The organism is Mycobacterium sp. E2238, from assembly GCF_001672665.1.
In the GTDB taxonomy this organism is placed as follows: Bacteria; Actinomycetota; Actinomycetes; order Mycobacteriales; family Mycobacteriaceae; genus Mycobacterium.
On the sequence record NZ_LZKF01000185.1, the window covers coordinates 1 to 22,553 of the forward strand.

Sequence of the window (22,553 nt, forward strand, 5' to 3'; positions counted from 1 at the left end):
GCACCCAGGTGCGGCGTGACCACCACCTGCGGCAGCTCGAACAGCGGGCTATCGGTGCACGGCTCCTTGGCGAAGACGTCGATACCGGCCGCGCGGACGTGTCCGCTGCTCACCGCTTCGGCCAGCGCGGCCTCGTCCACCAGGCCGCCGCGGGCGGCGTTGACGATGATGACGCCCGGCTTGGTCTTCGCCAGCGCCTCCTTGCCGATCAGGCCCGCCGTCTCGGGCGTCTTCGGCAGGTGCACCGAGATGAAATCGGCGCGCCCGAGGAGGTCGTCGAGGGGCAGCAGTTCGATGCCCAGCTGAGCGGCCCGGGCCGGCGAGACGTAGGGGTCGTAGGCGATGAGGTGGGTGCCGAAGGCCGTCAATCGTTGGGCGACCAACTGCCCGATCCGGCCCAGCCCCACCACCCCGACCGTCTTGCCGAAAATCTCGGTGCCGTTGAACGACGACCGCTTCCAGGCGTGCTCACGCAACGAGGCGTCGGCCGCCGGGATCTGCCGGGCGGCGGCCAAGAGCAGCGCCAGCGCGTGCTCGGCGGCGCTGTGGATATTGGAGGTGGGGGCGTTGACCACCAGCACGCCACGCTCGGTCGCGGCGGCCACGTCGACGTTGTCCAGCCCCACCCCGGCGCGGGCAACGATCTTCAGCTTGGGCGCGGCGGCCAGCACCTCGGCGTCGACGGTGGTGGCCGAGCGCACCAGCAGCGCGTCGGCCTCGCCCACCGCGGCCAGCAGCTTTTCCCGGTCCGGCCCGTCTACCCAGCGCACCTCGACCTGGTCTCCCAGGGCGGCGACAGTCGATTGGGCGAGTTTGTCGGCGATCAATACAACAGGCAGATTCACCCGGCCAGCCTAACGGCTGCCTTCGACGGGCATCGACGGGCTCACCACTGCCGTAACCTGCGCCGACGGCCGTTGGGCGCGGGCCGGCGAGGTCCTACGATGCGCTGATGACCAAACTCGCGATCATCTACTATTCGGCCACCGGGCATAACACCGCGATGGCACAACGCGTGGCCGTCGCAGCCGAGTCCGCCGGCGCCGAAGTCCGGCTGAGGCACGTCGCCGAGACCCGCGACCCGGAATCGTTCGCACAGAACCCGGCCTGGACCGCGAATTACGAAGCGACGAAGGACCTTCCGGCGGCTTCCGGTGAGGACATCGTCTGGGCCGACGCGGTGATCTTCGGTTCGCCGACCCGCTTCGGCTCTCCCGCTGCGCAATTGCGCAACTTCCTGGACTCGCTCGGCGGGCTGTGGGCCGAGGGCAAGCTCGCGGACAAGGTGTACGCGGGGTTCACGTCGTCCAACACGCTGCACGGCGGTCAGGAAACCACGCTGCTGTCGCTATACATCACCCTGATGCATTTCGGCGGCATCATTGTGCCGCCCGGTTACACCGACCCGGTCAAGTTCGTCGACGGCAACCCGTACGGGGTGAGCCTGGTCTCCACCCACGACAACATTCACGAATTCGACGAGGCCACCGGGAACGCCCTGGACCACCTGGCCCGCCGCGTGGTCGAAACCGCCGGCCGGCTCCGCGACACATAAACCACGCACACGACACGCCGTAAACGGTCGCCATGGTTTAAGTTTCGCGGACGGGCGGCCTGCGGACAGCTACGCCGTCTCGGTGATGGGCCGGTCGACCCAGCTCATCAGATCGCGCAGCTTCTTGCCGGTCACCTCGATGGGGTGCTCGGCGTTCTCCTTGCGCAGCCGCTCGAGTTCCTTATTGCCGCCTTCGACGTTGGCGACCAGCTTCTTGGTGAACGTGCCGTCCTGAATGTCGCGCAGGATCTCCCGCATCCGTTCTTTGGTGCCGGCGTCGATGACCCGCGGCCCCGACAGATAGCCGCCGAACTCCGCGGTGTCGGACACCGAGTAGTTCATCCGCGCAATGCCGCCCTCGTACATCAGGTCGACGATGAGCTTGAGCTCGTGCAGCACCTCGAAGTAGGCCATCTCCGGCGGGTAGCCCGCCTCCACCATGACGTCGAAACCGGTCTTCACCAATTCCTCTGTGCCGCCGCATAACACAGCCTGCTCACCGAACAGGTCGGTCTCGGTCTCGTCCTTGAACGTGGTCTTGATGACGCCGGCGCGGGTGCCCCCGATGGCCTTGGCGTAGGACAGCGCCAGCGCCTCGCCGTTGCCGTTCGGGTCCTGGTCGACCGCGATCAGGCACGGCACGCCCTTGCCGTCGACGAACTGGCGGCGCACCAGGTGGCCGGGACCCTTCGGCGCCACCATCGCCACGGTGACGTCGGCGGGCGGCTTGATCAGACCGAAGTGGATGTTGAGCCCGTGCCCGAAGAACAGTGCGTCACCGGGCTTGAGGTTGGGCTCGATGTCGTTTTTGAAGATGTCCGCCTGCGCGGTGTCGGGCGCCAGCAGCATGATCACGTCGGCCCACTTGGCCACCTCGGCGGGGGTGTCGACGTCCAGACCTTGCTCCTCGACCTTGGCCCGCGACTTCGACCCCTCCTTCAGCCCGACGCGCACCTGCACACCGGAGTCGCGCAGGCTCAGCGAGTGCGCGTGCCCCTGGCTGCCGTAACCGATCACACCGACCTTGCGACCCTGGATGATCGACAGGTCTGCGTCGTCGTCGTAGAACATTTCTAGTGCCACTGTTGAATATCTCCTTGTGTGTTACTTGGCCGTGGCGATGCCGCGTGGACCGCGGGACAACGACACCACTCCCGATTGGACTATCTCGCGTATACCGAACGGTTCCAGCACCCGCAGCAGCGCCTCGATCTTGCCGCGGTCACCGGTCGCCTCGATGGTCAGCGCCTCGGTCGATACGTCGATCACCTTGGCGCGGAAGAGGTTCACCGCTTCGATCACCTGACTGCGGGTGCCGGCGTCGGCGCGCACCTTGATCAGCGCCAGCTCGCGCGACACCGCGGCACCCTCGTCGAGCTCGACGATTTTGATGACATTGATCAGCTTGTTGAGTTGCTTGGTGATCTGCTCGAGCGGGGTCTCCTCGGCGCTGACCACAATCGTCATGCGCGACATGTCCTTTTGCTCGGTGGCACCGACGGCAAGCGACTCGATGTTGAAACCGCGCCGGGAGAACAGCGCCGCCACGCGCGCGAGCACACCTGGCTTGTCCTCCACCAACACCGACAGCGTGTGGGTGTGCATCAGGCGTGCCCTTCGCTCTCGTCGTCGAACAGCGGGCGAATGCCGCGGGCGGCCTGGATCTCGTCGTTGCTGGTGCCGGCGGCCACCATCGGCCACACCTGCGCGTCGGCACCGACGATGAAGTCGATCACCACCGGACGGTCGGTGATCGCCCGGGCCTGGTTTATCACGTCCTCGACGTCTTCCTCACGCTCGCAACGCAATCCGACGCAACCCAGCGCCTCCGCCAGTTTCACGAAGTCCGGGATGCGATGCGAGTGCGTGGCCAGGTCCGTCTGCGAATACCGCTCCTCGTAGAACAGCGTCTGCCACTGGCGCACCATGCCCAGGTTGCCGTTGTTGATCAGCGCCACCTTGATCGGCACGCCCTCGATCGCGCAGGTGGCCAACTCCTGGTTGGTCATCTGGAAGCAGCCGTCGCCGTCGATGGCCCACACCTCGGCCTCCGGGCGAGCCATCTTGGCCCCCATGGCCGCCGGGATGGCGAACCCCATGGTGCCCAGCCCGCCGGAGTTGATCCAGGTGCGCGGGTTCTCATACGAGATGAACTGCGCCGCCCACATCTGGTGCTGGCCCACCCCGGCGACGTACACCGCGTCGGGGCCGGCGATCTGGCCGAGCTTTTCGATGACGTATTCCGGGCCGAGGCTGCCGTCGCTCTGCGGGTCGTAGCTCAGCGGGTAGGTGGACTGGACGCTGTCCAGATAGGCCCACCATTCCGTCATGTCTGGGATTGCCGCGGTGCCGGAATGCTCGTAGTGCCGCAGCATCGCGATCAGGTCGGCGATGACCGCTTTGACGTCGCCGACGATCGGCACGTCGGCATGGCGGTTCTTGCCGATCTCGGCCGGGTCGATGTCGGCGTGGATGACCTTCGCCTCCGGCGCGAAGGTATCGAGCTTGCCGGTCACCCGGTCGTCGAAGCGGGTGCCCAGGGCGATGAGCAGGTCGCTGCGCTGCAGCGCCGCCACCGCGGCGACCGTGCCGTGCATGCCGGGCATGCCCATGTGCTGCCGATGACTGTCGGGAAACGCGCCCCGCGCCATCAGCGTGGTGACCACCGGGATGCCGGTCAGCTCGGCCAGCTCGCGCAGCTGCTCGGTCGCCTCGCCGCGGATGACGCCGCCGCCGACGTAGAGAACGGGCTTGCGGGCGTCCGCGATCAGCTTGGCGGCCTCGCGGATCTGCCGGTTGTGCGGCTTGGTGTTCGGCTTGTAGCCAGGCAGGTCCATGCGCGGCGGCCAGCTGAACGTGCACTGCCCCTGCAGCACGTCTTTGGGGATGTCGACGAGCACCGCGCCTGGACGGCCCGATGCGGCGATGTGGAAGGCCTCGGCCATCACCTGGGGGATCTCGTCGCCCGAGCGGACCAGGAAGTTGTGCTTGGTTATCGGCATCGTGATGCCCGAGATGTCGGCTTCCTGGAAGGCGTCGGTGCCGATCAGGGTGCGACCGACCTGGCCGGTGATGGCGACCACGGGCACCGAGTCCATCTGGGCATCGGCCAGCGGCGTCACGAGATTGGTGGCGCCGGGGCCCGATGTGGCCATCATGACGCCGACCTTGCCGGTGGCGTGCGCGTATCCGCTGGCGGCGTGGCCCGCGCCCTGCTCGTGGCGAACCAGCACGTGGCGAAGCTTTTTCGAGTCGAACAGCGGGTCGTAAACCGGCAACACGGCGCCACCGGGAATCCCGAAGATGACCTCGACGCCGAGTTCCTCCAGCGACCGGATCACCGACTGGGCGCCGGTAAGTTTCTCGGGCCCAACACGTTTCGGCTTCTTTGTGGGGGCGGCGGCGGGGGTTTCCGCCGCATCCGAGGCGATGTCAGCGGCACGCTCCGGCTGGGTGGCGTGCTGCCTGGTTGGTGCGCTCACTGTCTTTCGTCCTTATTCACTCTGGGAGTCTCGCTGGGGGCAACAAAAAACCCCCGACAGCTCTTCTGCTGCACGAGGGTTGCGCGTTGGTCTGGATAGCTTCAAATGCCGAAGAGGCTAGTCAGGCACCAACGCGCCGACTAATTACTACGAGCATCCCGGGCTGTCCGGCGGTATCCATAACGTCCGACGGTAGCCTTCGCACAGCTCAGCAGTCAAATCCGCTGCCGTCGGCTCGCGCGGAGATCCGGTGCCCCGAGCCGGGTGAAATGATGGTCGGGTGGCTACCGGTTCGTCTTCCCACACGCCCGTGGTGATCAAGGTCTCGCCCATCGCGCACCTTGCCGTCGGATTCTTGACCCTGGGGTTGCTGATCCCGGTGATGCTGTGGCCGCTGTCCGTGCCGCTGCTGGTGATACCCGTGCTGTTGTCGGCAATGATCGTCCGACTACGCACCGTCGCCGACGATCGAGGCGTGACGGTCCGCACGCTGCTGGGCAGCCAGACGGTGCAGTGGGATGACATCGACGGGCTGCGCTTCCATCGGGGCTCCTGGGCACGCGCGCACCTCAAGAGCGGCGCGGATTTGCGGTTGCCCGCGGTGACGTTCGCGACCCTGCCTCAGCTGACCGAGGCCAGCTCCGGGCGCGTGCCCAACCCGTATCAGTGAGGGATCAGGCGATCGGGTTGACCCCGTTGAGCAGCACCCACACCGCGATGCCGGCGGCGATGCCCACCAGTAGGGCGACAAACGACCCGATGAACGGACGATGGGCCCAGCCCCGCCGCGCGTCGAGCCCGTAACGGCCGGGCCCGCACAGGATGACCGCGACGGCCAGGACGATCAGAGTGATCTGGTATTCGTGCCCGTCCGGCAGGAAGTACGTGAAGGTGTGCGGATGCGGGCGCGCCGTGATGGTGGCCAGCAGGCCGTTGATCAGGAAGGCCAGCGCCCCGGCCGCGGCCAGCGGAGTGAACAGCCCCAGCACCAGCAGCACACCGGCGACGAGCTCGCCGCCCGCGCTGACGTAGGCGAGGATGTCGGCGTGCTGGTAGCCGACGTCGGACAGCGAGTTCTTGAACCCGCCCACCCCGGAGCCGCCCCACCAGCCGAAGAGCTTCTGCAACCCGTGGGCGGCCAACACGACACCGAGGCCGACCCGCAGTATCAGCAAACCCAGATGCTGGGTGCCGCGCCGGCCGACGTCGTGCAGCCGGTCGTGGTGGTCGTCCCCATCGATCTCGGCCGGCTCGGCGGCCGCGTGCCGGGCGGACTGCGGCTGGACGTAGGGCAGGGGCTCCTGCTGGTCGAGCACGTTGTAACCCGTCGCCCTGGGGCCGCCCACGCCCGCGTGGTCGCCCATGTAGGGGATGACGGTGGTGGTTCCGGTGGAGGGGTTGAAGTCGCCGGGGTAACCGACGGGCGTCAGATCATCTTCGGGGTCAACCACACGCGCCGTCGCGGGGCGTCCCGGGGTTGGCTCCGGGGATTCGCCGGGCCGCTGCCAATGTCCGTCATTCGGTTGACTGGTCACGCGTGACAGGGTAAGGGCAATTGTCGCTGAATTGGGGATTTGAGCGGCGCTTTCGCCAGGCAATCGGTGGTTTGCCCGCCAAACCGGCGCGGATCGGCCCGAAATTAGCCCGCTCGCGGCTCAGGCGGGTACGAAACGGCACATTTCGGGTCCCGAAGGCGGGCCGTGGACGGCGCCAGAAGTGTTCCGTTGGTGTGGCGCCGGGCGGACAGGCCCATGCGTGTGGCGGCGGCGGGCGCACTATCCGTAGCCTGTCGGTCATGCGACTACGGCGCTCGGTTCGGTGCGGGTTTGCCGCGCTCTGCGCGGTGGCGCTCGTCGCGAGCGGCTGCGCGCGGTTCAACGACGCCCAGTCGCAACCTTTCACCACCAACCCGGAACTCAAGCCCCAACCCAGCTCGACGCCTCCCCCGCCGCCGCCGCTGCCGCCCACGCCGTTCCCCAAGGCGTGCCCGGCTCCCGGCGTGATGCAGGGCTGCCTGGAGAGCACCAGCGGACTGATCATGGGGCCCGACAGCAAAACCGCGCTGGTGGCCGAGCGCACCACCGGCGCCGTCAAGGAGATCTCGGTCAGCGCCGAGCCGAAGGTGAAGATGGTCATCCCGGTCGACCCGTCCGGCGACGGCGGCTTGATGGACATCGTGCTGTCACCGACCTATGCGCAAGACCGGCTGATGTACGCCTACATCAGCACGCCCACGGACAATCGGGTGATCCGGGTGGCCGACGGCGACATCCCGAAGGACATCCTCACCGGTATCCCCAAGGGGGCCACCGGCAATACCGGAGCGCTGATCTTCACCAGCCCCACCACGTTGGTGGTCCTGACAGGTGACGCGGGTAACCCCGCGGCCGCCGCCGACCCCAAATCGCTGGCGGGCAAGGTCCTTCGCATCGAGCAGCCGACCACGATCGGCCAGGCGCCGCCCACCACGGCGCTGTCGGGCGTGGGCTCCGGTGGCGGCCTGTGCATCGACCCCGTGGACGGCTCGTTGTACGTCGCCGACCGCACGCCGACGGCGGACCGGTTGCAGCGCATCACCAAGGCTTCCGAGGTCTCCACGGTGTGGACATGGCCGGACAAACCCGGCGTGGCCGGCTGCGCGGCGATGGACGGCACCGTGCTGGTCAACCTGATCAACACCAAACTGACGGTGGCCGTGCGGCTGGCGCCGGCGACGGGTGCGGTCACCGGGGAACCCGACGTGGTGCGCAAGGACACCCATGCCCACGCGTGGGCGCTGCGGATGTCACCCGACGGAAACGTCTGGGGCGCAACGGTCAACAAGACCGCCGGGGATGCCGAGAAGCTCGACGACGTGGTGTTCCCGTTGTTCCCGCAGGGCGGCGGCTTCCCGCGCAACAACGACGACAAGACCTAATCGGGGTTTTGCGGAGCACTCCACACCCGTACCGTGGACGAACCACTACATCATTCGCGAATTCGATATCGCGGGTGATATCGCTTCCGAGACTCGCCTAATGATCGGCTGACGTCTCGCGCGCCCCGCCGAGTTGCTCCTGGTGGGCCGGCTAGCCCTGCCCGCAGGCGGCCAGCACCAGTTCGCGCACCCGTGCCGCGTCGGCCTGGCCCCGGGTGGCCTTCATCACCGCGCCGACGATCGCGCCCGCCGCGGCCACCTTGCCACCGCGGATCTTCTCCGCCACATCGGGATTCGCGGCCAGCGCCTCGTCGACCGCGGCCTGGGTCACCGAATCGTCGCGCACCAGCTCGAGGCCGCGGGATGTCATCACCTGTTGGGGTTCGCCCTCGCCGGCCAACACCCCCTCCACCACCTGGCGGGCCAGCTTGTTGGACAACTTGCCCTCGTCGACCAGTGCGATCACCGCGGCGACCTGGGCCGGGGTGATGGCCAGTTCGTCCAGGCCGATGTTCGCTTCATTGGCCTTCTGCACCAAGAAGTTTCCCCACCACGCGCGCGCCTGCTCGCTGGCCGCGCCGTGCTTGACGGTCTCCATGACCAGTTCCACGGCGCCGGCGTTGACCAGATCGCGCATCACCTCGTCGGAAACGCCCCACTCCTGCTGAATCCTCTTGCGGCTCAACCACGGTAGCTCGGGAATCGTCTGACGCAGCTGCTCGACCAACTCGCGGCTGGGCGCGACCGGTTCCAGGTCGGGCTCGGGGAAATAGCGGTAGTCCTGGGCTGTCTCCTTGGCACGGCCCGGGCTGGTGTACCCCGCCTCGTGAAAGTGCCTGGTCTCCTGAATGATCCGACCCCCGGATGCGAGGACCGCGGCCTGCCGTTGCATCTCGTAACGCACCGCCACCTCAACGCTTTTCAGCGAGTTGACGTTCTTGGTCTCGGTACGCGTGCCGAACTCGGTCGTTCCGGTCGGCATCAGCGACACGTTGGAGTCACAACGCATCGAACCCTGGTCCATCCGAACATCGGATACGTCCAAGGCGCGCAACAGGTCTCGCAAGGCCGTGACGTAGGCGCGGGCGATCTGCGGCGCCCGGGCGCCGGCACCCACGATGGGCTTCGTCACGATCTCGATCAGCGGCACGCCGGCCCGGTTGTAGTCGAGCAGCGACGTGGTGGCGCCGTGGATCCGGCCGGTCTCACTGCCCAGGTGGGTCAGCTTGCCGGTGTCTTCCTCCATGTGCGCGCGCTCGATCTCGACCCGCCAGGTGGTGCCGTCGTCCAACGGCGCTTCGAGATACCCATTGATGGCGATCGGCTCGTCGTACTGGGAGATCTGGTAGTTCTTCGGCATGTCCGGGTAGAAGTAGTTCTTCCGGGCGAAGCGGCACCAGGGCACGATCTCGCAGTTCAGCGCCAACCCGATCCGGATGGCCGATTCCACCGCCGTGCGGTTGAGCACCGGCAGCGATCCGGGCAGGCCGAGGCACACGGGGCATACCTGGGTGTTGGGTTCGGCGCCGAAGGCGGTGGAGCAGCCGCAGAACATTTTGGTGACCGTCGACAGCTCGACGTGCACCTCGAGGCCGAGTACCGGGTCGAAGCGCGCGATGACGTCGTCGTAGTCCATGAGATCGGCGCTGGCAGCAACACTCATGCCGTCGATCGTAGTGGTGACCGCGAGCGCGGCAGAGCCGGGCGAAGCGGGTCACCACCATCAGGCGTAGTGGTGACCGCGAGCCCGGTGGAGCCGGGCGATGCGGGTCACCACCATCAGGCGTAGTGGTGACCGCGAGCGCGGCGGAGCCGGGCGAAGCGGGTCACCACCATCAGGCGTAGTGGTGACCGCGAGCGCAGCGGAGCCGGGCGAAGCGGGTCACCACCATCAGGCGTAGTGGGTGACCGCGAGCGCGGCGGCACCGGGCGAACTCAGGGCCAGTGTGGCGAGCGCGGCACCGGGAACCGGTTGCGCTCCTCACCCCTACCCGGGAACATGTCGGCCAGCACGGCAGCCATCTCGAGGTAACTGCGGCGGCTTTCCTTGCTCAGCCGATCCAGCTCGATCTGCTTGCCCTCGTGTATGTGGCGATCGAACGGCAGCACCACCGTCGCGGCTACCCGTGCGGACAGTCGCTCGAGTTCCTTGGCGGCGAGCAGCTCTACCTTGGCCGGCTCGACGTGGTTGATCGCCAGTATCGTCGACCGCACCAACGCTTGATAACCGTTGTTGCCCAACCAATCCAGCGTGGTGGCCGTCTTTCGTATCGCATCGATGGAGGTGCTGGTCACTACGACCAGCGCCCGCGCCTCGGGCAGGACCGCTTCCATCACACCGGAATTGAGGGCCTTGGGGCAGTCCACCAGCTCGACCGAATAGTGATTCCGCAGCAGCGAGAACGCCTTCACCACGTCGTGCCGCTCGAGTCGCCAGTCGGTGTGCGCATAGTCCGGCAAGCCGAGCACTTCGAGGCCGAAATTGTTCATGTAGGTGTGCGCCCGGACATCCGTATAGTTCGTGACCGCCTTGTCGGCGAGCAGATCGGCCATGTTCAGGGAGTTCGGACGGCCATGCCGCTCCGCCAGGTCGCCGGCGTCGATGTCGACGGCGACGATCCGGTCATGTCGCACGTCGGCGAACGTGGACCCCAGCGCCTCCACCACCGCGGTCTTGCCGACGCCACCTTTGAGGTTGAGGACGGCGATGGGAAATGCGCTGCCCACCGCCGCGCGAATGCGGTTGCGTAGGTCCTCTTCGTACTGTGAGTCTCTGCCGGGGCCCAGATCGATGCCGATCACGCGATGGACCACCTCGCGCCAGTTGAACCTCGCGGAACCCTCCCGCGCCTGCTGGTCCAGGCCGTCCAGTGCTGTCCCGCCCGGCAGTCGCGCCGGCGGCGGCGCAGGGGCTCGCACGGCCCGGGCGGGCGCAGCTGGCGGCGGGGGCGGCGGCGGCTTGAACGGCGGACGACGAATGGACGGATCCGAGCGATGGGGCTGTGGCACCGTGGCGGCTGCCGGATCGGTGTCGACGCGCCGAGGTGGCTGCGGCGGAATGACCGGCGGGCCCGGTGGCCCCGCCGACGCCGCGGGATGTTGAACGACTCCGCGAACCGAACCGCGGTTGCTCACCCTCCCGGTATAACCGCTGGGGACCAGTCCGGAAACCACGAATTTGCGCCGACCGGTTCTAAGCTGGTCAATCGCCGGGCAAATTCAGGTCGCCGTCACCCGCCGTTTGCCGTATTTAGGGCGAAATCATCCGAAGAAGGCCGCGGCGTCGTCGTAGCGACTCTCGGGCACCAGCTTGAGCTGGCGCACGGCGTCGGCCAGCGCCACGCGGCCGATGTCCTGCCCACGCAGGGACACCATCTGGCCGTATTCGCCCGCGTGCGCGGCGTCGGCGGCGTTGACGCCGAACCTGGTGGCCAACACCCGGTCGTAGGCCGTGGGCGTCCCGCCCCGCTGGACATGGCCCAGCACGGTCACCCGGACATCCTTGTTGATCCGCTTCTCCACTTCGGCGCCCAGCTGGGCCGCGACGCCGGTGAACTTCTCGTGGCCGAACTCGTCAATCCCGCCTTCGCGCAACGAGATCGAACCCGGGACGGGTTTCGCGCCCTCCGCGACAACGCAGATGAAGTGCGAATCCCCGCGCTGGAAGCGGCGTTTGACCAGCCGGCACACTTCTTCGACGTCGAAGGGCTGTTCGGGAATCAGCGTCATGTGCGCACCGGAAGCCAGCCCGGCGTTCAGCGCGATCCAGCCGGCGTGCCTGCCCATCACCTCCACCAGCATCACCCGCTGATGGGATTCGGCGGTGCTGTGCAGGCGGTCGATGGCCTCGGTGGCCACCGTCAACGCGGTGTCGTGGCCGAAAGTAACGTCGGTGCAATCGATGTCGTTGTCGATGGTCTTCGGCACCCCGACGACGGGAACGTTCTCCTCGGACAGCCAATGCGCGGCCGTCAAGGTGCCTTCGCCGCCGATCGGGATGAGGACGTCGATGCCGTTGTCGTCCAATGTCTGCTTGATCTGGTCGAGCCCGGCCCGCAATTTGTCGGGATGCACCCGGGCGGTCCCCAGCATGGTGCCGCCCTTGGCCAACAGCCGGTCATTGCGATCGTCGTTCTGCAGTTGGATGCGCCGGTTTTCCAGCAACCCGCGCCACCCGTCCTGGAAGCCGACGACCGACGAGCCGTACCGGGCATCGCAGGTGCGCACCACCGCCCGAATGACGGCATTCAGCCCCGGGCAGTCGCCGCCTCCGGTGAGAACTCCGATCCGCATGCCCTTATCTTGCCCTGCCCGCCACTCGCACGGCGACGAAAGGTCAGATGGCGGATGGCAGCGGGCCGCGGGCGGCCTCGTAGGCGGCGCCCACCCGGTACAGCCGGTCGTCGGCCAGCGCCGGCGCCATGATCTGCAGCCCGACGGGCAGCCCGTCGTCGGGCGACAAGCCCGACGGCACCGACATGCCGCAGTGGCCGGCCAGGTTCAACGGCAGCGTGCACAGGTCGAACAGGTACATCGCCAGCGGGTCGTCGACCTTCTCGCCGAGCGCGAAAGCGGTAGTCGGGGTCGCGGGCGACACGACCACGTCGACGGACTCGTACGCCCTGTCGAGGTCGCGGGCGATCAGGGTGCGTACCTTCTGCGCCTGGTTGTAATAGGCGTCGTAGTAACCGGCCGACAGCGCGTAGGTGCCGATCATGATGCGTCGCTTGACTTCCGGCCCGAAACCGGCGGCCCGGGTCAGCGCCATCACTTCCTCGGCGCTGTGCGTCCCGTCGTCACCGACGCGCAGCCCGTAGCGCATCGCGTCGAAGCGGGCCAGGTTGCTCGACACCTCCGACGGCAAGATCAGGTAGTAGGCGGCCAGCGCGTATTCGAAGTGCGGGCAGTCGACTTCGCTCACCTCGGCACCCAGTTCGTTCAGCCGGCCGACCGCAGCCTCGAACGAGGCCAGCACTCCCGGCTGGTAGCCGTCGCCGCGAAGCTGCTTCACGACCCCGACGCGCACGCCCTTGAGGTCACCGGCCGCGCCCGCCTTGGCTCCCCCGACGACATCGGGCACCGCCGCGTCGACGGACGTGGAATCGCGGGGGTCGTGCCCGGCGATCACCTGGTGCAGCAGCGCGGTGTCCAACACCGTGCGCGCGCACGGGCCGCCCTGATCCAACGACGACGCGCACGCCACCAGCCCGTAGCGCGACACGGTGCCGTAGGTCGGTTTGACACCGACCGTCGCCGTCAGCGCCGCCGGCTGCCGAATCGAGCCCCCGGTGTCGGATCCGATGGCCAGCGGTGCCTGGAATGCGGCCAGCGCCGCCGCGCTGCCCCCGCCGGACCCGCCAGGAACCCGGTCGAGGTTCCACGGGTTACGGGTGGGCCCGTAGGCGGAGTTCTCCGTCGACGAGCCCATCGCGAATTCATCCATGTTGGTCTTGCCGAGGATCGGGATGCCCGCGGCACGTAACCGCATGGTGACGGTGGCGTCATAGGGCGAACGCCAGCCTTCGAGGATCTTGGAGCCGCAGGTGGTGGGCATGTCGACGGTGGTGAAGACGTCCTTGAGCGCCAGCGGCACCCCGGCCAGCGGCGACGGCAGCCGCTCCCCCGCCGCGACCGCCTCGTCGACGACGGCTGCCGCGCCGAGCGCCTCGTCGGCGGCCACGTGCAGAAATGCGTGATACCGGTCGTCGGTCGCGGCGATCTGGTCCAGGCACGCCTGGGTGACCTCGACCGACGAGAGTTCCTTGGCGGCGATCCGGGCGGCCAGGGTCGCGGCGTCGGCGCGGATGACGTCGTTCACTCGCTGTCTCCCAGGATTTGCGGCACGGCGAAGCGGCCGTCGGCGGCCTCGGGCGCCTCGGCCAGCGCCTCCCGCTGGGTCAGGCACGGGGCCGGCTCGTCCGGACGGGTGACGTTGACGTCCTTGAGCGGGTTACCGGTCGCTTCGACGCCGGTGACGTCGACCGCCTGCACCTGGCTGACGTGGGTCAGGATGGCATCGAGCTGTCCGGCGAAGCTGTCGAGCTCGCCATCGGTCAGCGCCAGCCGGGACAGCCGGGCCAGGTGCGCCACCTCGTCGCGGGAGATCTGAGACACGACAGGAAAGCCTAGCCGCGAGCATGCGGCCGGGTTCAGGCCCGTTGGCTCTGCGCGAAATGCAGTCCCCGCATCGCTGTGTAACAGTGTTGGCCGTGCCGTCGTATCTGTTGCGCATCGAGCTGGTCGACCGCCCGGGCAGCCTGGGCTCGCTGGCCGTGGCGCTCGGTTCGGTGGGCGCCGACATCTTGTCGCTCGACGTGGTCGAGCGCAGCTCGGGGTATGCGATCGACGACCTGGTGATCGAGCTCCCGCTGGGGGCGATGCCGGACACGCTGATCACCGCCGCGGAGTCGCTTTCGGGCGTCCGGGTGGACAGCGTGCGCCCGCACACCGGGCTGTTGGAAGCGCATCGCGAGCTGGAACTGCTCGACCACGTCGCCGCGGCGGGCGACAAGGTCTCGCGGCTGCAGGTGCTGGCCAACGAGGCGCCCAGGGTGCTGCGCGTCAGCTGGTGCACCGTGCTGCGCAGCGCGGGCGGTGAGCTGCAGCGCCTGGCCTCCAGCCCGGGTACGCCGGAGACGCGGGCGGATTCCGCCCCGTGGCTGCCCATCGAACGGGCCGCGACGCTGGACAGCGCCGGCGAGTGGGTGCCGCAGTCGTGGCGCGACATGGACACCACCATGGTCGCCGCCCCGCTGGGCGACCCGCACACGGCGGTGGTGCTGGGCCGCCCGGGCCCGGAATTCCGGCCATCGGAAGTGGCTCGCCTGGGCTATCTGGCCGGAATCGTCGCCACCATGCTGCGCTGAGCCCAGGCTAGGCGGGCACCGGGTCCAGCAGGCTGTTGTAGATGGCGATGATCTTCTCGGTTTGCACGGATTGGCGGCCGCTGTCCCGGTGTTCGGTGGCGACGCCGGACATTTCCCGCAGCCGGTCGCGGTCCGAGGCGAGCGCACGAATCGCCGCCGCCAGTGCGGACGGGGACGGGTCGGCCGCCAGGATGCCCCCGCCTTCGGGAACGGTTTCGCTCAGCGCCGGGTCGCAGTAGATGACGGGCGACGACATGGCCACCGCTTCGAGCAGGACGAGGCCCTGGGTGTCGAAATCATAGGAGGTGAACAGCAGCGCGTCGCTCGACCCCATCGCGACCAGGCAGGCTTCGCGGTCGACGCGACCGTGCAGGCGGACGCGGTGAGCGAGTCCGGCCGAGTGGATGAGTTTCCGCATCGACGCCTCGAGGTGTCCCTGCCCATAGATGTCGAGTGTGCAGTCGTCGACCTGGGCGACGGCCTCGATCGCTTCGAGAGCCCGCTTCTCCGAGGACAGGCGCCCGCACCAGACGAGGCGGAGCGGCTCGTCGTCCGACAAGGCGGCGACCACGGACGTCCTGGCCCGGTCGACCACGTCGTCGTCAAAGCCGTTGGAAATCGCCGATATTGGACGCGTTACCCCGCGCCTGGCCAGCGACTGCGCGAAATGCCGGGTCGGCGTGATCTGATGATCCACGGCTTGCGCGTTCGCCACCATGAACCGCCACGCCAGTCGCGAAGCCACGCTTTCCTTTTCGGGGGTCAGGTGGAATTCCTGTGCGAGGTACCGCTTCTGCACCTGGCTGACCAGAATCGCCAGGAACAGCGGAGCCGGGGTGGCTTGCTCGAAATACGTGTCGTAGCGGGTGTGTTTGGTCTGGACCACCGGAATACCGTGCCGCCGAGCGGCTTCCACGCCGGCTATCGCCACACCCAGGTCACCCTGGGTGTGCACGATATCGATGGGCCCGCGGTCGGCGAACGCCTCGTCGATGATCGCGCGATTCGCCTTGGACGGCCAGACCAGAACATAGTCCTCGTGCCGGCCCAATTTGCGCATGATCGGGTCGATGACGGGCACCGGCTTCAATTCGACGACGCAGGGGTCGGGGTCGGCCGCGCCGGGCATGGGCGCCGTGAAGACCGTGACCCGGTGCCCACACTGTTCGAGCGCACGACGCTGAGTGGCCACCGAAACTTGCGTCCCCCCGAGGCCGTCGGGGTGAAGATCGGTGAAAAGTGCGACATGCATCGAAAAACCTCGCGAAGAGTTGAGCCGGGTGACGGTTGCCCATCGGATTGGTCGGCAACCACGATCGCCCCGCCCGCTCTGCCACGAGGGAGACCAAGCGGTCGTCGGACGCATCCTACTGACCAACCCGGCCGCGCCCACAGGGTGTGGGCACCGGGACGGCCGCGACCGCGCTAAATCAGCGCACCTGCGAGTTCGATCCCGCCAGCACCGCATGGTCGTCGTCGTCCCACAGCAGCAGCTGTCGGACCGCCGGCCGCGGACCATAGGGCCGCAACATCGTGCTTGCCGGGCGCGGGCGCACCCGCTGCGGCCACCAGAACCACCGCCCGAGGATTTTCGCGACGGAGGGCGTCATGAATGAGCGCACGATCAGCGTGTCGAACAGCAAGCCGAGACCGATCGTCGTGCCGATCTGACCGAGAACCTGGAAACCGCTGAACACGAACGCACACATGGTGACGGCGAAGACGATGCCCGCCGAGGTGACCACCGATCCGGAGCCCGCCATCGCCCGAATGATGCCGGTGTTCAGGCCGGCATGAATTTCTTCCTTGAACCGCGAGATCAACAACAGGTTGTAGTCGGATCCGACCGCCAGCAGCAGGATCACGGCAAGCGCGAGCACGACCCAATACAACTGGATGCCGAACAGGTACTGCCACACCAGAACCGACAACCCGAACGAGGCACCCAGCGACAGCGCGACGGTGCCCACGATGACAAGCGCCGCGATCAGGCTGCGCGTGATGATCATCATGATCAGCAGGATGAGACTCAGCGCGGCAAACGCCACGATCATCAGGTCGTACTTGGCGCCGTCCTGGATGTCCTTGTATGTCGAGGCGGTCCCACCGAGATAGATTCCCGCGCCCGCCATCGGCGTGCCCTTCAGGGCCTCGCGCGCGGCCTTGGCCATCGGATCGATGTGCGAAATGCCCTCGGGCGTCGCGGGATCACCTTCATGCGTGACGATCATGCGCGCGGCCTTGCCGTCGGGCGACAGGAACAGCTTCAGCCCGCGCTTGAAGTCGGGGTTGTTGAAAACATCGGGCGGCAGGTAGAAGGTGTCGTCGTTCTTGGCGGCGTCGAACGCCCGCCCCAACGCCGTCGCATTGTCGATCGCGGCCGCGGTCTGCGCGTAAATGCCGGACAGCGTGGCGTAATTGGCCAGCGTCAGATCGCGATTGGTCTGCTGGCTGTCAATCTGGGGAGGTATGAGCGCCACCAGTTTCGGCTGCAGCGCGTCGAGCTTGTCGAGCGAGGCCGTGAGGCCTTCGAACTTTTCCGTGAGTTGGTCAATGCCGTCGAGCGCGTCGAAGAGTGATCGGAAAGCGAAGCACGCGGGAATGTCGAAGCAATGCCGTTCCCAGTAGAAGTAACTCCGGATCGGCCGGAAGAAATCGTCGAAGTTGGCGATCTTGTCGCGCAGATCCTGAATGGTGCCGAGAGTGTCGTGGAAGCTTTGGGTCTCGTCGTGGGTGGTGTTGGCGAGCTGCTGCTGCAATTCGTACTGCTGCCTGAGGATGTTGATCGTTTTGTTCAGTTCGTTGGCCTGCTTGAGGGCATCCTCGGCCCGATCCCGTTGATAGGTCAGGTTTTCCTGCTGCGCCGCGCTGGAATTGCTGACCACGAACGCCAGCGAGCTGTGCACCAGCGGGGTGCCCAGCGGACGGGTGATGGTCTGCACCTGCGCGACGCCGGGGACGTGAAATACCGCCTTGGCCACCTTGTCCAGGATGAGCATGCTCTCCGGGTTACGCATGTCGTGATCGGTTTCGACCATGAGCAATTCGGGCTCCAGCCGGGCCCGCGAGAAATGCTTCTCGGCGGCCGTGTAGCCGACGTTGGCCGGTGCGCTGGCAGGCATGTAGGGACGAGTGTCATAACTGGTCTTGTATCCGGGCAAGGCGATCAGCCCCACCAGGGCCAGCGCGCAGGCCGCGGCGAGAACGGCACCGGGCCAACGGACGATGGCGGTGCCGATCCGTCGCCAGCCGCGGGTTCTGACCGCCCGCTTGGGGTCGAAGATGCCCACCCTGGCGCCCAGGGTGAGGATCGCGGGCCCCAGGGTGAGCGCGGCGCAGAGTGCGACCAGGATGCCAAGCGCGGCCGGAATACCCAAACTCTGGAAGTAGGGCAGCCGGGTGAAGCTCAGACAGGCGACCGCGCCGGCCACGGTCAGCCCGGAACCCAGCACGATATGGGTCGTGCCGTGATACATGGTGTAGAAAGCCTTTTCGCGGTCTTCACCGGTTCCGCGCGCTTCCTGGTAGCGGCCCACGAAAAATATCGCGTAGTCGGTGCCCGCGGCAATCACCAAGAGCGTCAACAGATTCGTCGCATAGGTCGACAGCCCGATGACGCCCGCGTTCCCCAGGAAGGCGACCAGTCCCCGCGCCGCCGACATCTCGATCAGGACCGTGGCGAGCACCAGCAGCGTGGTGAGCACCGAACGGTAGACGAAGAACAGCATCAGGGCGATCACGCCGATGGTGATCGCCGTGACCTTGGCCGTTCCCTTGCTGCCGACGTCGAACTGGTCGGAGATCAGGGGCGCCGCGCCGGTCACGTACGTCTTGACGCCGGGCGGCGGCTTCATGCGATCGACGATGTCCCGCAGCGCCCCGACGCCCTCGTTCGCCAGCGCCGAGCCCTGATTACCGGCGAGGTTCACCTGAACGTAAGCGGCCTTGCCGTCGCTGCTCTGCGACCCCGCCGCGGTCAAGGTGTCGCCCCAGTAGTCCTGGACATGCTCGACGTGCTTTTTGTCCTGCTCGAGCCGGCGGACCATCTCGTCGTAGAAACGGTGCGCGTCCGCGCCGAGCGGCTTGTCGCCTTCCAGCACGATCATGGCCGAGCTGTCGGTGTCGAACTCGTGAAACTTTTCACCGATGCGCTTGATGGCCTTGAGCGACGGGGCGTCGGGCGAGTTCAGCGCCACATTGTGCGTCTTGCCAACCTCTTCCAACTGCGGCACCGCGATGTTGGTGATGGCGGCCAGCGCCACCCAGAACAGCAGGATGGGCAATGCGAGGCGACGGATGGTGCGCGGGATGCGGGCCTGCGGCTGTTCGTGGTTGCTCATCGGGAATTCATCCAGACTTGTCGAGGCAGAAGGTGTACGCGTCGGCTTTGTCAACGGTGCGTTGGTCTTTCACTTCCCCGTTGACGGTGATGCGGCAGCCGAGGCTGTCCCCGTTGCCCTGCGCGACGACGTTGCCGATGACCGCGGGCTCCGTGGTGGTGATCGTGAACGACCACGGCAACGGGGCGTCCTTCACTTGCTGCGGCTGGGCGTTGACATCGAGGTAGTTGATGGTCGCGGTTGCGCCGGGCCTGCCGAAGACCTCGAGCACCACCTGCTTGGGGTTGAACGGGACGATCTCGTTGGCCAGATTGCTGTCGGCCGAGGCGCTGCTCTGGGAGCCGAAGATTCCGTGCAAGCGATAGATGGCGAAGCCCGCGAGCACGACGACCAGCACCGCAACCATCACCATCCACCCGCGCCTGACGAGGGCGACCAACGAAATCCCCTTCACCCGTTCACCTTTCGATCATCGGGCGACACCATCACCCCCGAACCGACGGCTTACAACCGGCGGGACGGGCGTGATCGACAGGTATGACAGTACGGTACGGGACCGTACTGTACAAGAGACGCGAGCGTACACATTCCGTCTCGGCGGATTAACCCGGCGTTACGCGGTGGTTCTGGTCAGACCCGGGATGAGGAACCCGTCGACGAGCGCCTGCACGGTGCGGCGGGTGGGCGGCCGGCCGGGGATGATGGACCGGAAGATGAGGTACCCCGGCAACAGGTCCCAGAGTTCGTCGGTGATCACGTCCTCGCTGATCTCACCGCGGTCGACGGCCTGGTGCAGCACATGCTGAATCAGCGCCTTGCGCTGCTTGAGGAATTGCTCCTGCAAAGCGTCGTTGAGCGCCGGGTGCCGCGACACCTCGACCATCACCGCGCGAATGGTGCTGGCGTGCTCGGTGCCGTGCTGACCGCAGGTCTCCCCCAGACTCAACAGATCGCCTCGCAACGTGCCGGTGTTCGGCGGAAGCGCGACCTGGCGAACGCCTTCGGTGAAGGCGGCCAGGACCAATTCGGCCTTCGAAGGCCACCGCCGGTACACGGTGGCCTTGCTGGCGTGGGCGGCACCGGCCACGGCCTCAACGGTCAGCTGGTCGTAGCCGTGTTCCTGCAATAGCCGCAGGGTCACCGCCAATATCTCGGCCTCGCGGGGTGACCACGGCGATGCCTGCGTGCACTCCTCGACCGTCTGCGTCATAGCGCCCACGATAGGACCGCTACGGCGATGCGGGCCACTTTATGACCGGAATCGCCCTAGCGACCGCCTCAACGGCCTAGTCCCCCGGTGTTACCGGCGGACCCTCGGCCAACAGCTTCCGGAAGCCGTCCTCGTCGAGGACCGGCACACCCAGCTCGATCGCCTTGTCGTACTTGGATCCCGGTGCGTCCCCGGCGACGACGAAGTCGGTCTTCTTTGAGACCGAACCGGCGGCCTTTCCCCCGCGGGCGATGATCGCCTCCTTGGCGTCATCGCGCGAAAAGCCGGCCAGCGAACCGGTGACGACAATCGTCAGCCCTTCCAGGGTGCGGGGCACGCTGGCGTCGCGCTCGTCGGCCATCCGCACCCCCGCGTCGCGCCACTTGTCGACGATCGCGCGGTGCCAGTCGACGGTGAACCACTCGGTGAGCGCGGCGGCGATCGTCGGTCCGACACCCTCGACCGCCGCCAATTGCTCAGTCGAGGCCGACATGATCGCGTCCAGGCTGCCGAATTCGGTGGCCAGTGCCCGCGCCGCGGTCGGACCGACATGCCGGATCGACAGCGCCACCAGGACCCGCCACAGCGCCACCGTTTTCGCCTTGTCCAAGTTGTCGAGCAACCGCCTGCCGTTGGCGGACAACGCGCCGGCCTTGGTCCGGAAAAGCTCGGTGCGCAACAGGTCTTCCTCGGTGAGGGTGAACAGGTCGCCCTCGTCGGCGATCGCCCCGGCCTTCAGCAGCGCGATGGCCGCCTCATAGCCCAGCCCCTCGATGTCGAGCGCTCCGCGGCCGGCGACGTGGAAGACGCGCTCTCGCAGCTGCGCCGGGCAGGACCGCGCATTGGGGCACCGGATGTCGGCGTCGCCCTCCTTGGCGGGGGCCAGCGTCGTTCCACATTCGGGACACGTTGTGGGCATGACGAATTCGCGCTCGGACCCGTCCCGGAGGTCGACGACGGGGCCGAGCACCTCCGGGATCACATCCCCCGCTTTGCGGATCATCACCGTGTCGCCGATCAGCACTCCCTTGCGCTTTACCTCGGCGGCGTTGTGCAGCGTGGCCAGCCCCACGGTCGATCCGGCCACCTTCACCGGCGTCATGAACGCGAAAGGCGTGACGCGGCCGGTGCGTCCGACGTTCACCCGGATGTCGAGCAGCTTGGTCTGCGCTTCCTGGGGCGGATACTTATACGCGACCGCCCAGCGCGGCGCCCGCGACGTCGTTCCCAGCCGGCGCTGCAGCGCAAAATCATCGACTTTGACCACCACGCCATCGATTTCGTGGTCGATGTCATAGCGGTGCTCACCCCAGTACCCGATCCGCTCCTCCACGGCGGCAAGGCCACGCACGCGCGCGGTCTCTTCGGCCACCGGCAGGCCCCAGGCTTTCAGCGCGGTGTACGCCTCGTGCAACGTCTTGGGCGCGAACCCGTCGGTGCGGCCGATGCCGTGACAGATCATTCGCAGCTTGCGCCGGGCTGTGACCGCCGGGTTCTTCTGGCGCAGCGAGCCGGCCGCGCTGTTACGCGGATTGGCGAAGGGCGCCTTGCCGTCCTCGACCAGGCTCGCGTTGAGCGCCTCGAAATCGGCGAGCATGAAGAAGACCTCGCCACGCACCTCGAGGACGGCGGGAATCGGCAAATCCCCACCGGCAGTGAGCCGCTCGGGCACGTCGTCGATGGTGCGCGCATTGAGCGTCACGTCCTCGCCGACCCGGCCGTCGCCGCGCGTGGCGGCCCGTTCCAGCCGGCCGTGGCGGTACACCAACGACAACGCCACCCCGTCGATCTTGAGTTCGCACAAGTAGTGCGGCTCACGTCCGATCTCGTTCTCGACGCGGTTGCTCCACGCGACCAGCTCGTCGCGGTCGAACACGTCGTCGAGGCTCAACATTCGCTCGAGGTGCTCGGCCTCGGTGAAGTCGGTGGCAAAACCGGCCCCGCCGACCAGCTGCGTCGGCGAATCCGGAACCCGCAGCTCCGGGTAACGGTCCTCCAGCGCGACAAGGTCGTTGAACATCTTGTCGAATTCGGCGTCGGAGACGATCGGCGCGTCCTTGATGTAGTAGCGGAACTGGTGTTCGCGGACTTCATCGGCGAGTTCCTGCCACTGCCGCCGGACCTCGGGCGCCACCGAATCAGCTTCTGGTGAGCTCACCCTCGCAGGCTATCCGAGAACTCCG

19 protein-coding genes are annotated in these 22,553 nt (G+C 67.2%); 4 read left to right on the forward strand and 15 right to left on the reverse strand.

Annotation, left to right across the window (positions count from 1 at the left end; genetic code table 11):
* Positions 1-845: NAD(P)-dependent oxidoreductase (locus A5711_RS16620; RefSeq protein ID WP_304528455.1), on the reverse strand; the 845-nt coding region annotated here is incomplete at its 3' end.
* A gap of 107 nt (positions 846-952) precedes the next feature.
* Here A5711_RS16620 and wrbA point away from each other — a divergent pair.
* Complete coding sequence (wrbA, locus tag A5711_RS16625) at positions 953-1,555, forward strand: NAD(P)H:quinone oxidoreductase (protein ID WP_067948353.1); 603 nt, start codon at positions 953-955, stop codon at positions 1,553-1,555.
* 69 nt (positions 1,556-1,624) lie between these two features.
* Here wrbA and ilvC read toward each other — a convergent pair whose 3' ends face one another.
* Genes ilvC through A5711_RS16640 form a run of 3 tightly spaced genes read right to left on the reverse strand, consistent with a single transcriptional unit; the run spans position 1,625 to position 4,986 of the window.
* Positions 1,625-2,626, reverse strand: a complete 1,002-nt coding sequence (ilvC, locus tag A5711_RS16630) for a ketol-acid reductoisomerase (protein WP_156673441.1) — start codon at positions 2,624-2,626, stop codon at positions 1,625-1,627.
* A 33-nt stretch (positions 2,627-2,659) separates the two neighbouring features.
* On the reverse strand, positions 2,660-3,160 hold the full coding sequence (ilvN, locus tag A5711_RS16635) for an acetolactate synthase small subunit (RefSeq protein WP_067948358.1): 501 nt from the start codon (positions 3,158-3,160) through the stop codon (positions 2,660-2,662).
* A complete protein-coding gene (locus A5711_RS16640) occupies positions 3,160-4,986 on the reverse strand; it encodes an acetolactate synthase large subunit (protein WP_369827388.1) in 1,827 nt (608 codons plus the stop codon). The genes ilvN and A5711_RS16640 overlap by 1 nt, the downstream gene beginning before the upstream one ends.
* Positions 4,987-5,347: 361 nt before the next feature.
* On the opposite strand from A5711_RS16640, the gene A5711_RS16645 reads away from it, so the two are divergent.
* On the forward strand, positions 5,348-5,707 hold the full coding sequence (locus tag A5711_RS16645) for a PH domain-containing protein (RefSeq protein ID WP_197520209.1): 360 nt from the start codon (positions 5,348-5,350) through the stop codon (positions 5,705-5,707).
* 4 nt (positions 5,708-5,711) lie between these two features.
* Here the strand turns inward: A5711_RS16645 and A5711_RS16650 are convergent, their stop codons facing one another.
* Positions 5,712-6,572: a DoxX family protein gene (locus A5711_RS16650; RefSeq protein WP_067948362.1), complete on the reverse strand. Its 861-nt coding sequence runs from the start codon at positions 6,570-6,572 to the stop codon at positions 5,712-5,714.
* A gap of 260 nt (positions 6,573-6,832) precedes the next feature.
* Between A5711_RS16650 and A5711_RS16655 the strand changes: the two genes are divergently transcribed.
* Positions 6,833-7,954 (forward strand): sorbosone dehydrogenase family protein, encoded by a 1,122-nt coding sequence (locus A5711_RS16655; protein ID WP_067948364.1) that lies wholly within the window; start codon positions 6,833-6,835, stop codon positions 7,952-7,954.
* Positions 7,955-8,105: 151 nt separating this feature from the next.
* Here the strand turns inward: A5711_RS16655 and gatB are convergent, their stop codons facing one another.
* The 5 genes from gatB to gatC form a co-directional block, all read right to left on the reverse strand.
* Positions 8,106-9,617 (reverse strand): Asp-tRNA(Asn)/Glu-tRNA(Gln) amidotransferase subunit GatB, encoded by a 1,512-nt coding sequence (gatB, locus tag A5711_RS16660; RefSeq protein ID WP_067948366.1) that lies wholly within the window; start codon positions 9,615-9,617, stop codon positions 8,106-8,108.
* Between the two features lie 272 nt (positions 9,618-9,889).
* On the reverse strand, positions 9,890-10,873 hold the full coding sequence (locus A5711_RS16665; protein WP_231987496.1) for a MinD/ParA family protein: 984 nt from the start codon (positions 10,871-10,873) through the stop codon (positions 9,890-9,892).
* A gap of 342 nt (positions 10,874-11,215) precedes the next feature.
* Positions 11,216-12,247, reverse strand: coding sequence for an ATP-dependent 6-phosphofructokinase (locus A5711_RS16670; protein WP_067948368.1), 1,032 nt, complete (start codon positions 12,245-12,247; stop codon positions 11,216-11,218).
* Positions 12,248-12,290: 43 nt separating this feature from the next.
* Entirely contained in the window at positions 12,291-13,772 is a 1,482-nt protein-coding gene (gene gatA / locus A5711_RS16675) for an Asp-tRNA(Asn)/Glu-tRNA(Gln) amidotransferase subunit GatA (protein WP_067948370.1), read from the reverse strand.
* The gene (gatC, locus tag A5711_RS16680; RefSeq protein ID WP_067948372.1) at positions 13,769-14,068 is read right to left on the reverse strand and encodes an Asp-tRNA(Asn)/Glu-tRNA(Gln) amidotransferase subunit GatC; all 300 of its coding nucleotides are present in this window, start codon (positions 14,066-14,068) and stop codon (positions 13,769-13,771) included. Before gatC ends, gatA begins: the two co-directional genes overlap by 4 nt.
* Positions 14,069-14,163: 95 nt before the next feature.
* On the opposite strand from gatC, the gene A5711_RS16685 reads away from it, so the two are divergent.
* Positions 14,164-14,820, forward strand: a complete 657-nt coding sequence (locus A5711_RS16685; protein WP_156673434.1) for an amino acid-binding protein — start codon at positions 14,164-14,166, stop codon at positions 14,818-14,820.
* A 7-nt stretch (positions 14,821-14,827) separates the two neighbouring features.
* Here the strand turns inward: A5711_RS16685 and A5711_RS16690 are convergent, their stop codons facing one another.
* The 5 genes from A5711_RS16690 to ligA form a co-directional block, all read right to left on the reverse strand.
* On the reverse strand, positions 14,828-16,072 hold the full coding sequence (locus A5711_RS16690; RefSeq protein ID WP_067948376.1) for a glycosyltransferase: 1,245 nt from the start codon (positions 16,070-16,072) through the stop codon (positions 14,828-14,830).
* A 178-nt stretch (positions 16,073-16,250) separates the two neighbouring features.
* Positions 16,251-19,160 carry an RND family transporter gene (locus A5711_RS16695; RefSeq protein ID WP_067948378.1) on the reverse strand — a complete coding sequence of 970 codons (2,910 nt, stop codon included), beginning with the start codon at positions 19,158-19,160 and terminating at the stop codon, positions 16,251-16,253.
* Positions 19,161-19,167: 7 nt separating this feature from the next.
* Positions 19,168-19,614 carry an MmpS family transport accessory protein gene (locus A5711_RS16700; RefSeq protein ID WP_197501106.1) on the reverse strand — a complete coding sequence of 149 codons (447 nt, stop codon included), beginning with the start codon at positions 19,612-19,614 and terminating at the stop codon, positions 19,168-19,170.
* A 159-nt stretch (positions 19,615-19,773) separates the two neighbouring features.
* The gene (locus tag A5711_RS16705; protein WP_067948380.1) at positions 19,774-20,370 is read right to left on the reverse strand and encodes a TetR/AcrR family transcriptional regulator; all 597 of its coding nucleotides are present in this window, start codon (positions 20,368-20,370) and stop codon (positions 19,774-19,776) included.
* 76 nt (positions 20,371-20,446) lie between these two features.
* A complete protein-coding gene (ligA, locus tag A5711_RS16710) occupies positions 20,447-22,528 on the reverse strand; it encodes an NAD-dependent DNA ligase LigA (protein ID WP_067948382.1) in 2,082 nt (693 codons plus the stop codon).
* Positions 22,529-22,553 lie beyond the last annotated feature (25 nt).

What these genes read in the sequence shown, in the direction of transcription:
- ilvN (WP_067948358.1), bottom strand. Translation starts at nt 3,160, where the DNA reads ATGCACACCCACACGCTGTCGGTGTTGGTGGAGGACAAGCCAGGTGTG.
- A5711_RS16670 (WP_067948368.1), bottom strand. Translation starts at nt 12,247, where the DNA reads ATGCGGATCGGAGTTCTCACCGGAGGCGGCGACTGCCCGGGGCTGAAT.
- A5711_RS16695 (WP_067948378.1), bottom strand. Translation starts at nt 19,160, where the DNA reads ATGAGCAACCACGAACAGCCGCAGGCCCGCATCCCGCGCACCATCCGT.
- ilvC (WP_156673441.1), bottom strand. Translation starts at nt 2,626, where the DNA reads ATGTTCTACGACGACGACGCAGACCTGTCGATCATCCAGGGTCGCAAG.
- A5711_RS16655 (WP_067948364.1), top strand. Translation starts at nt 6,833, where the DNA reads ATGCGACTACGGCGCTCGGTTCGGTGCGGGTTTGCCGCGCTCTGCGCG.
- gatB (WP_067948366.1), bottom strand. Translation starts at nt 9,617, where the DNA reads ATGAGTGTTGCTGCCAGCGCCGATCTCATGGACTACGACGACGTCATC.
- wrbA (WP_067948353.1), top strand. Translation starts at nt 953, where the DNA reads ATGACCAAACTCGCGATCATCTACTATTCGGCCACCGGGCATAACACC.
- A5711_RS16690 (WP_067948376.1), bottom strand. Translation starts at nt 16,072, where the DNA reads ATGCATGTCGCACTTTTCACCGATCTTCACCCCGACGGCCTCGGGGGG.
- A5711_RS16705 (WP_067948380.1), bottom strand. Translation starts at nt 20,370, where the DNA reads ATGACGCAGACGGTCGAGGAGTGCACGCAGGCATCGCCGTGGTCACCC.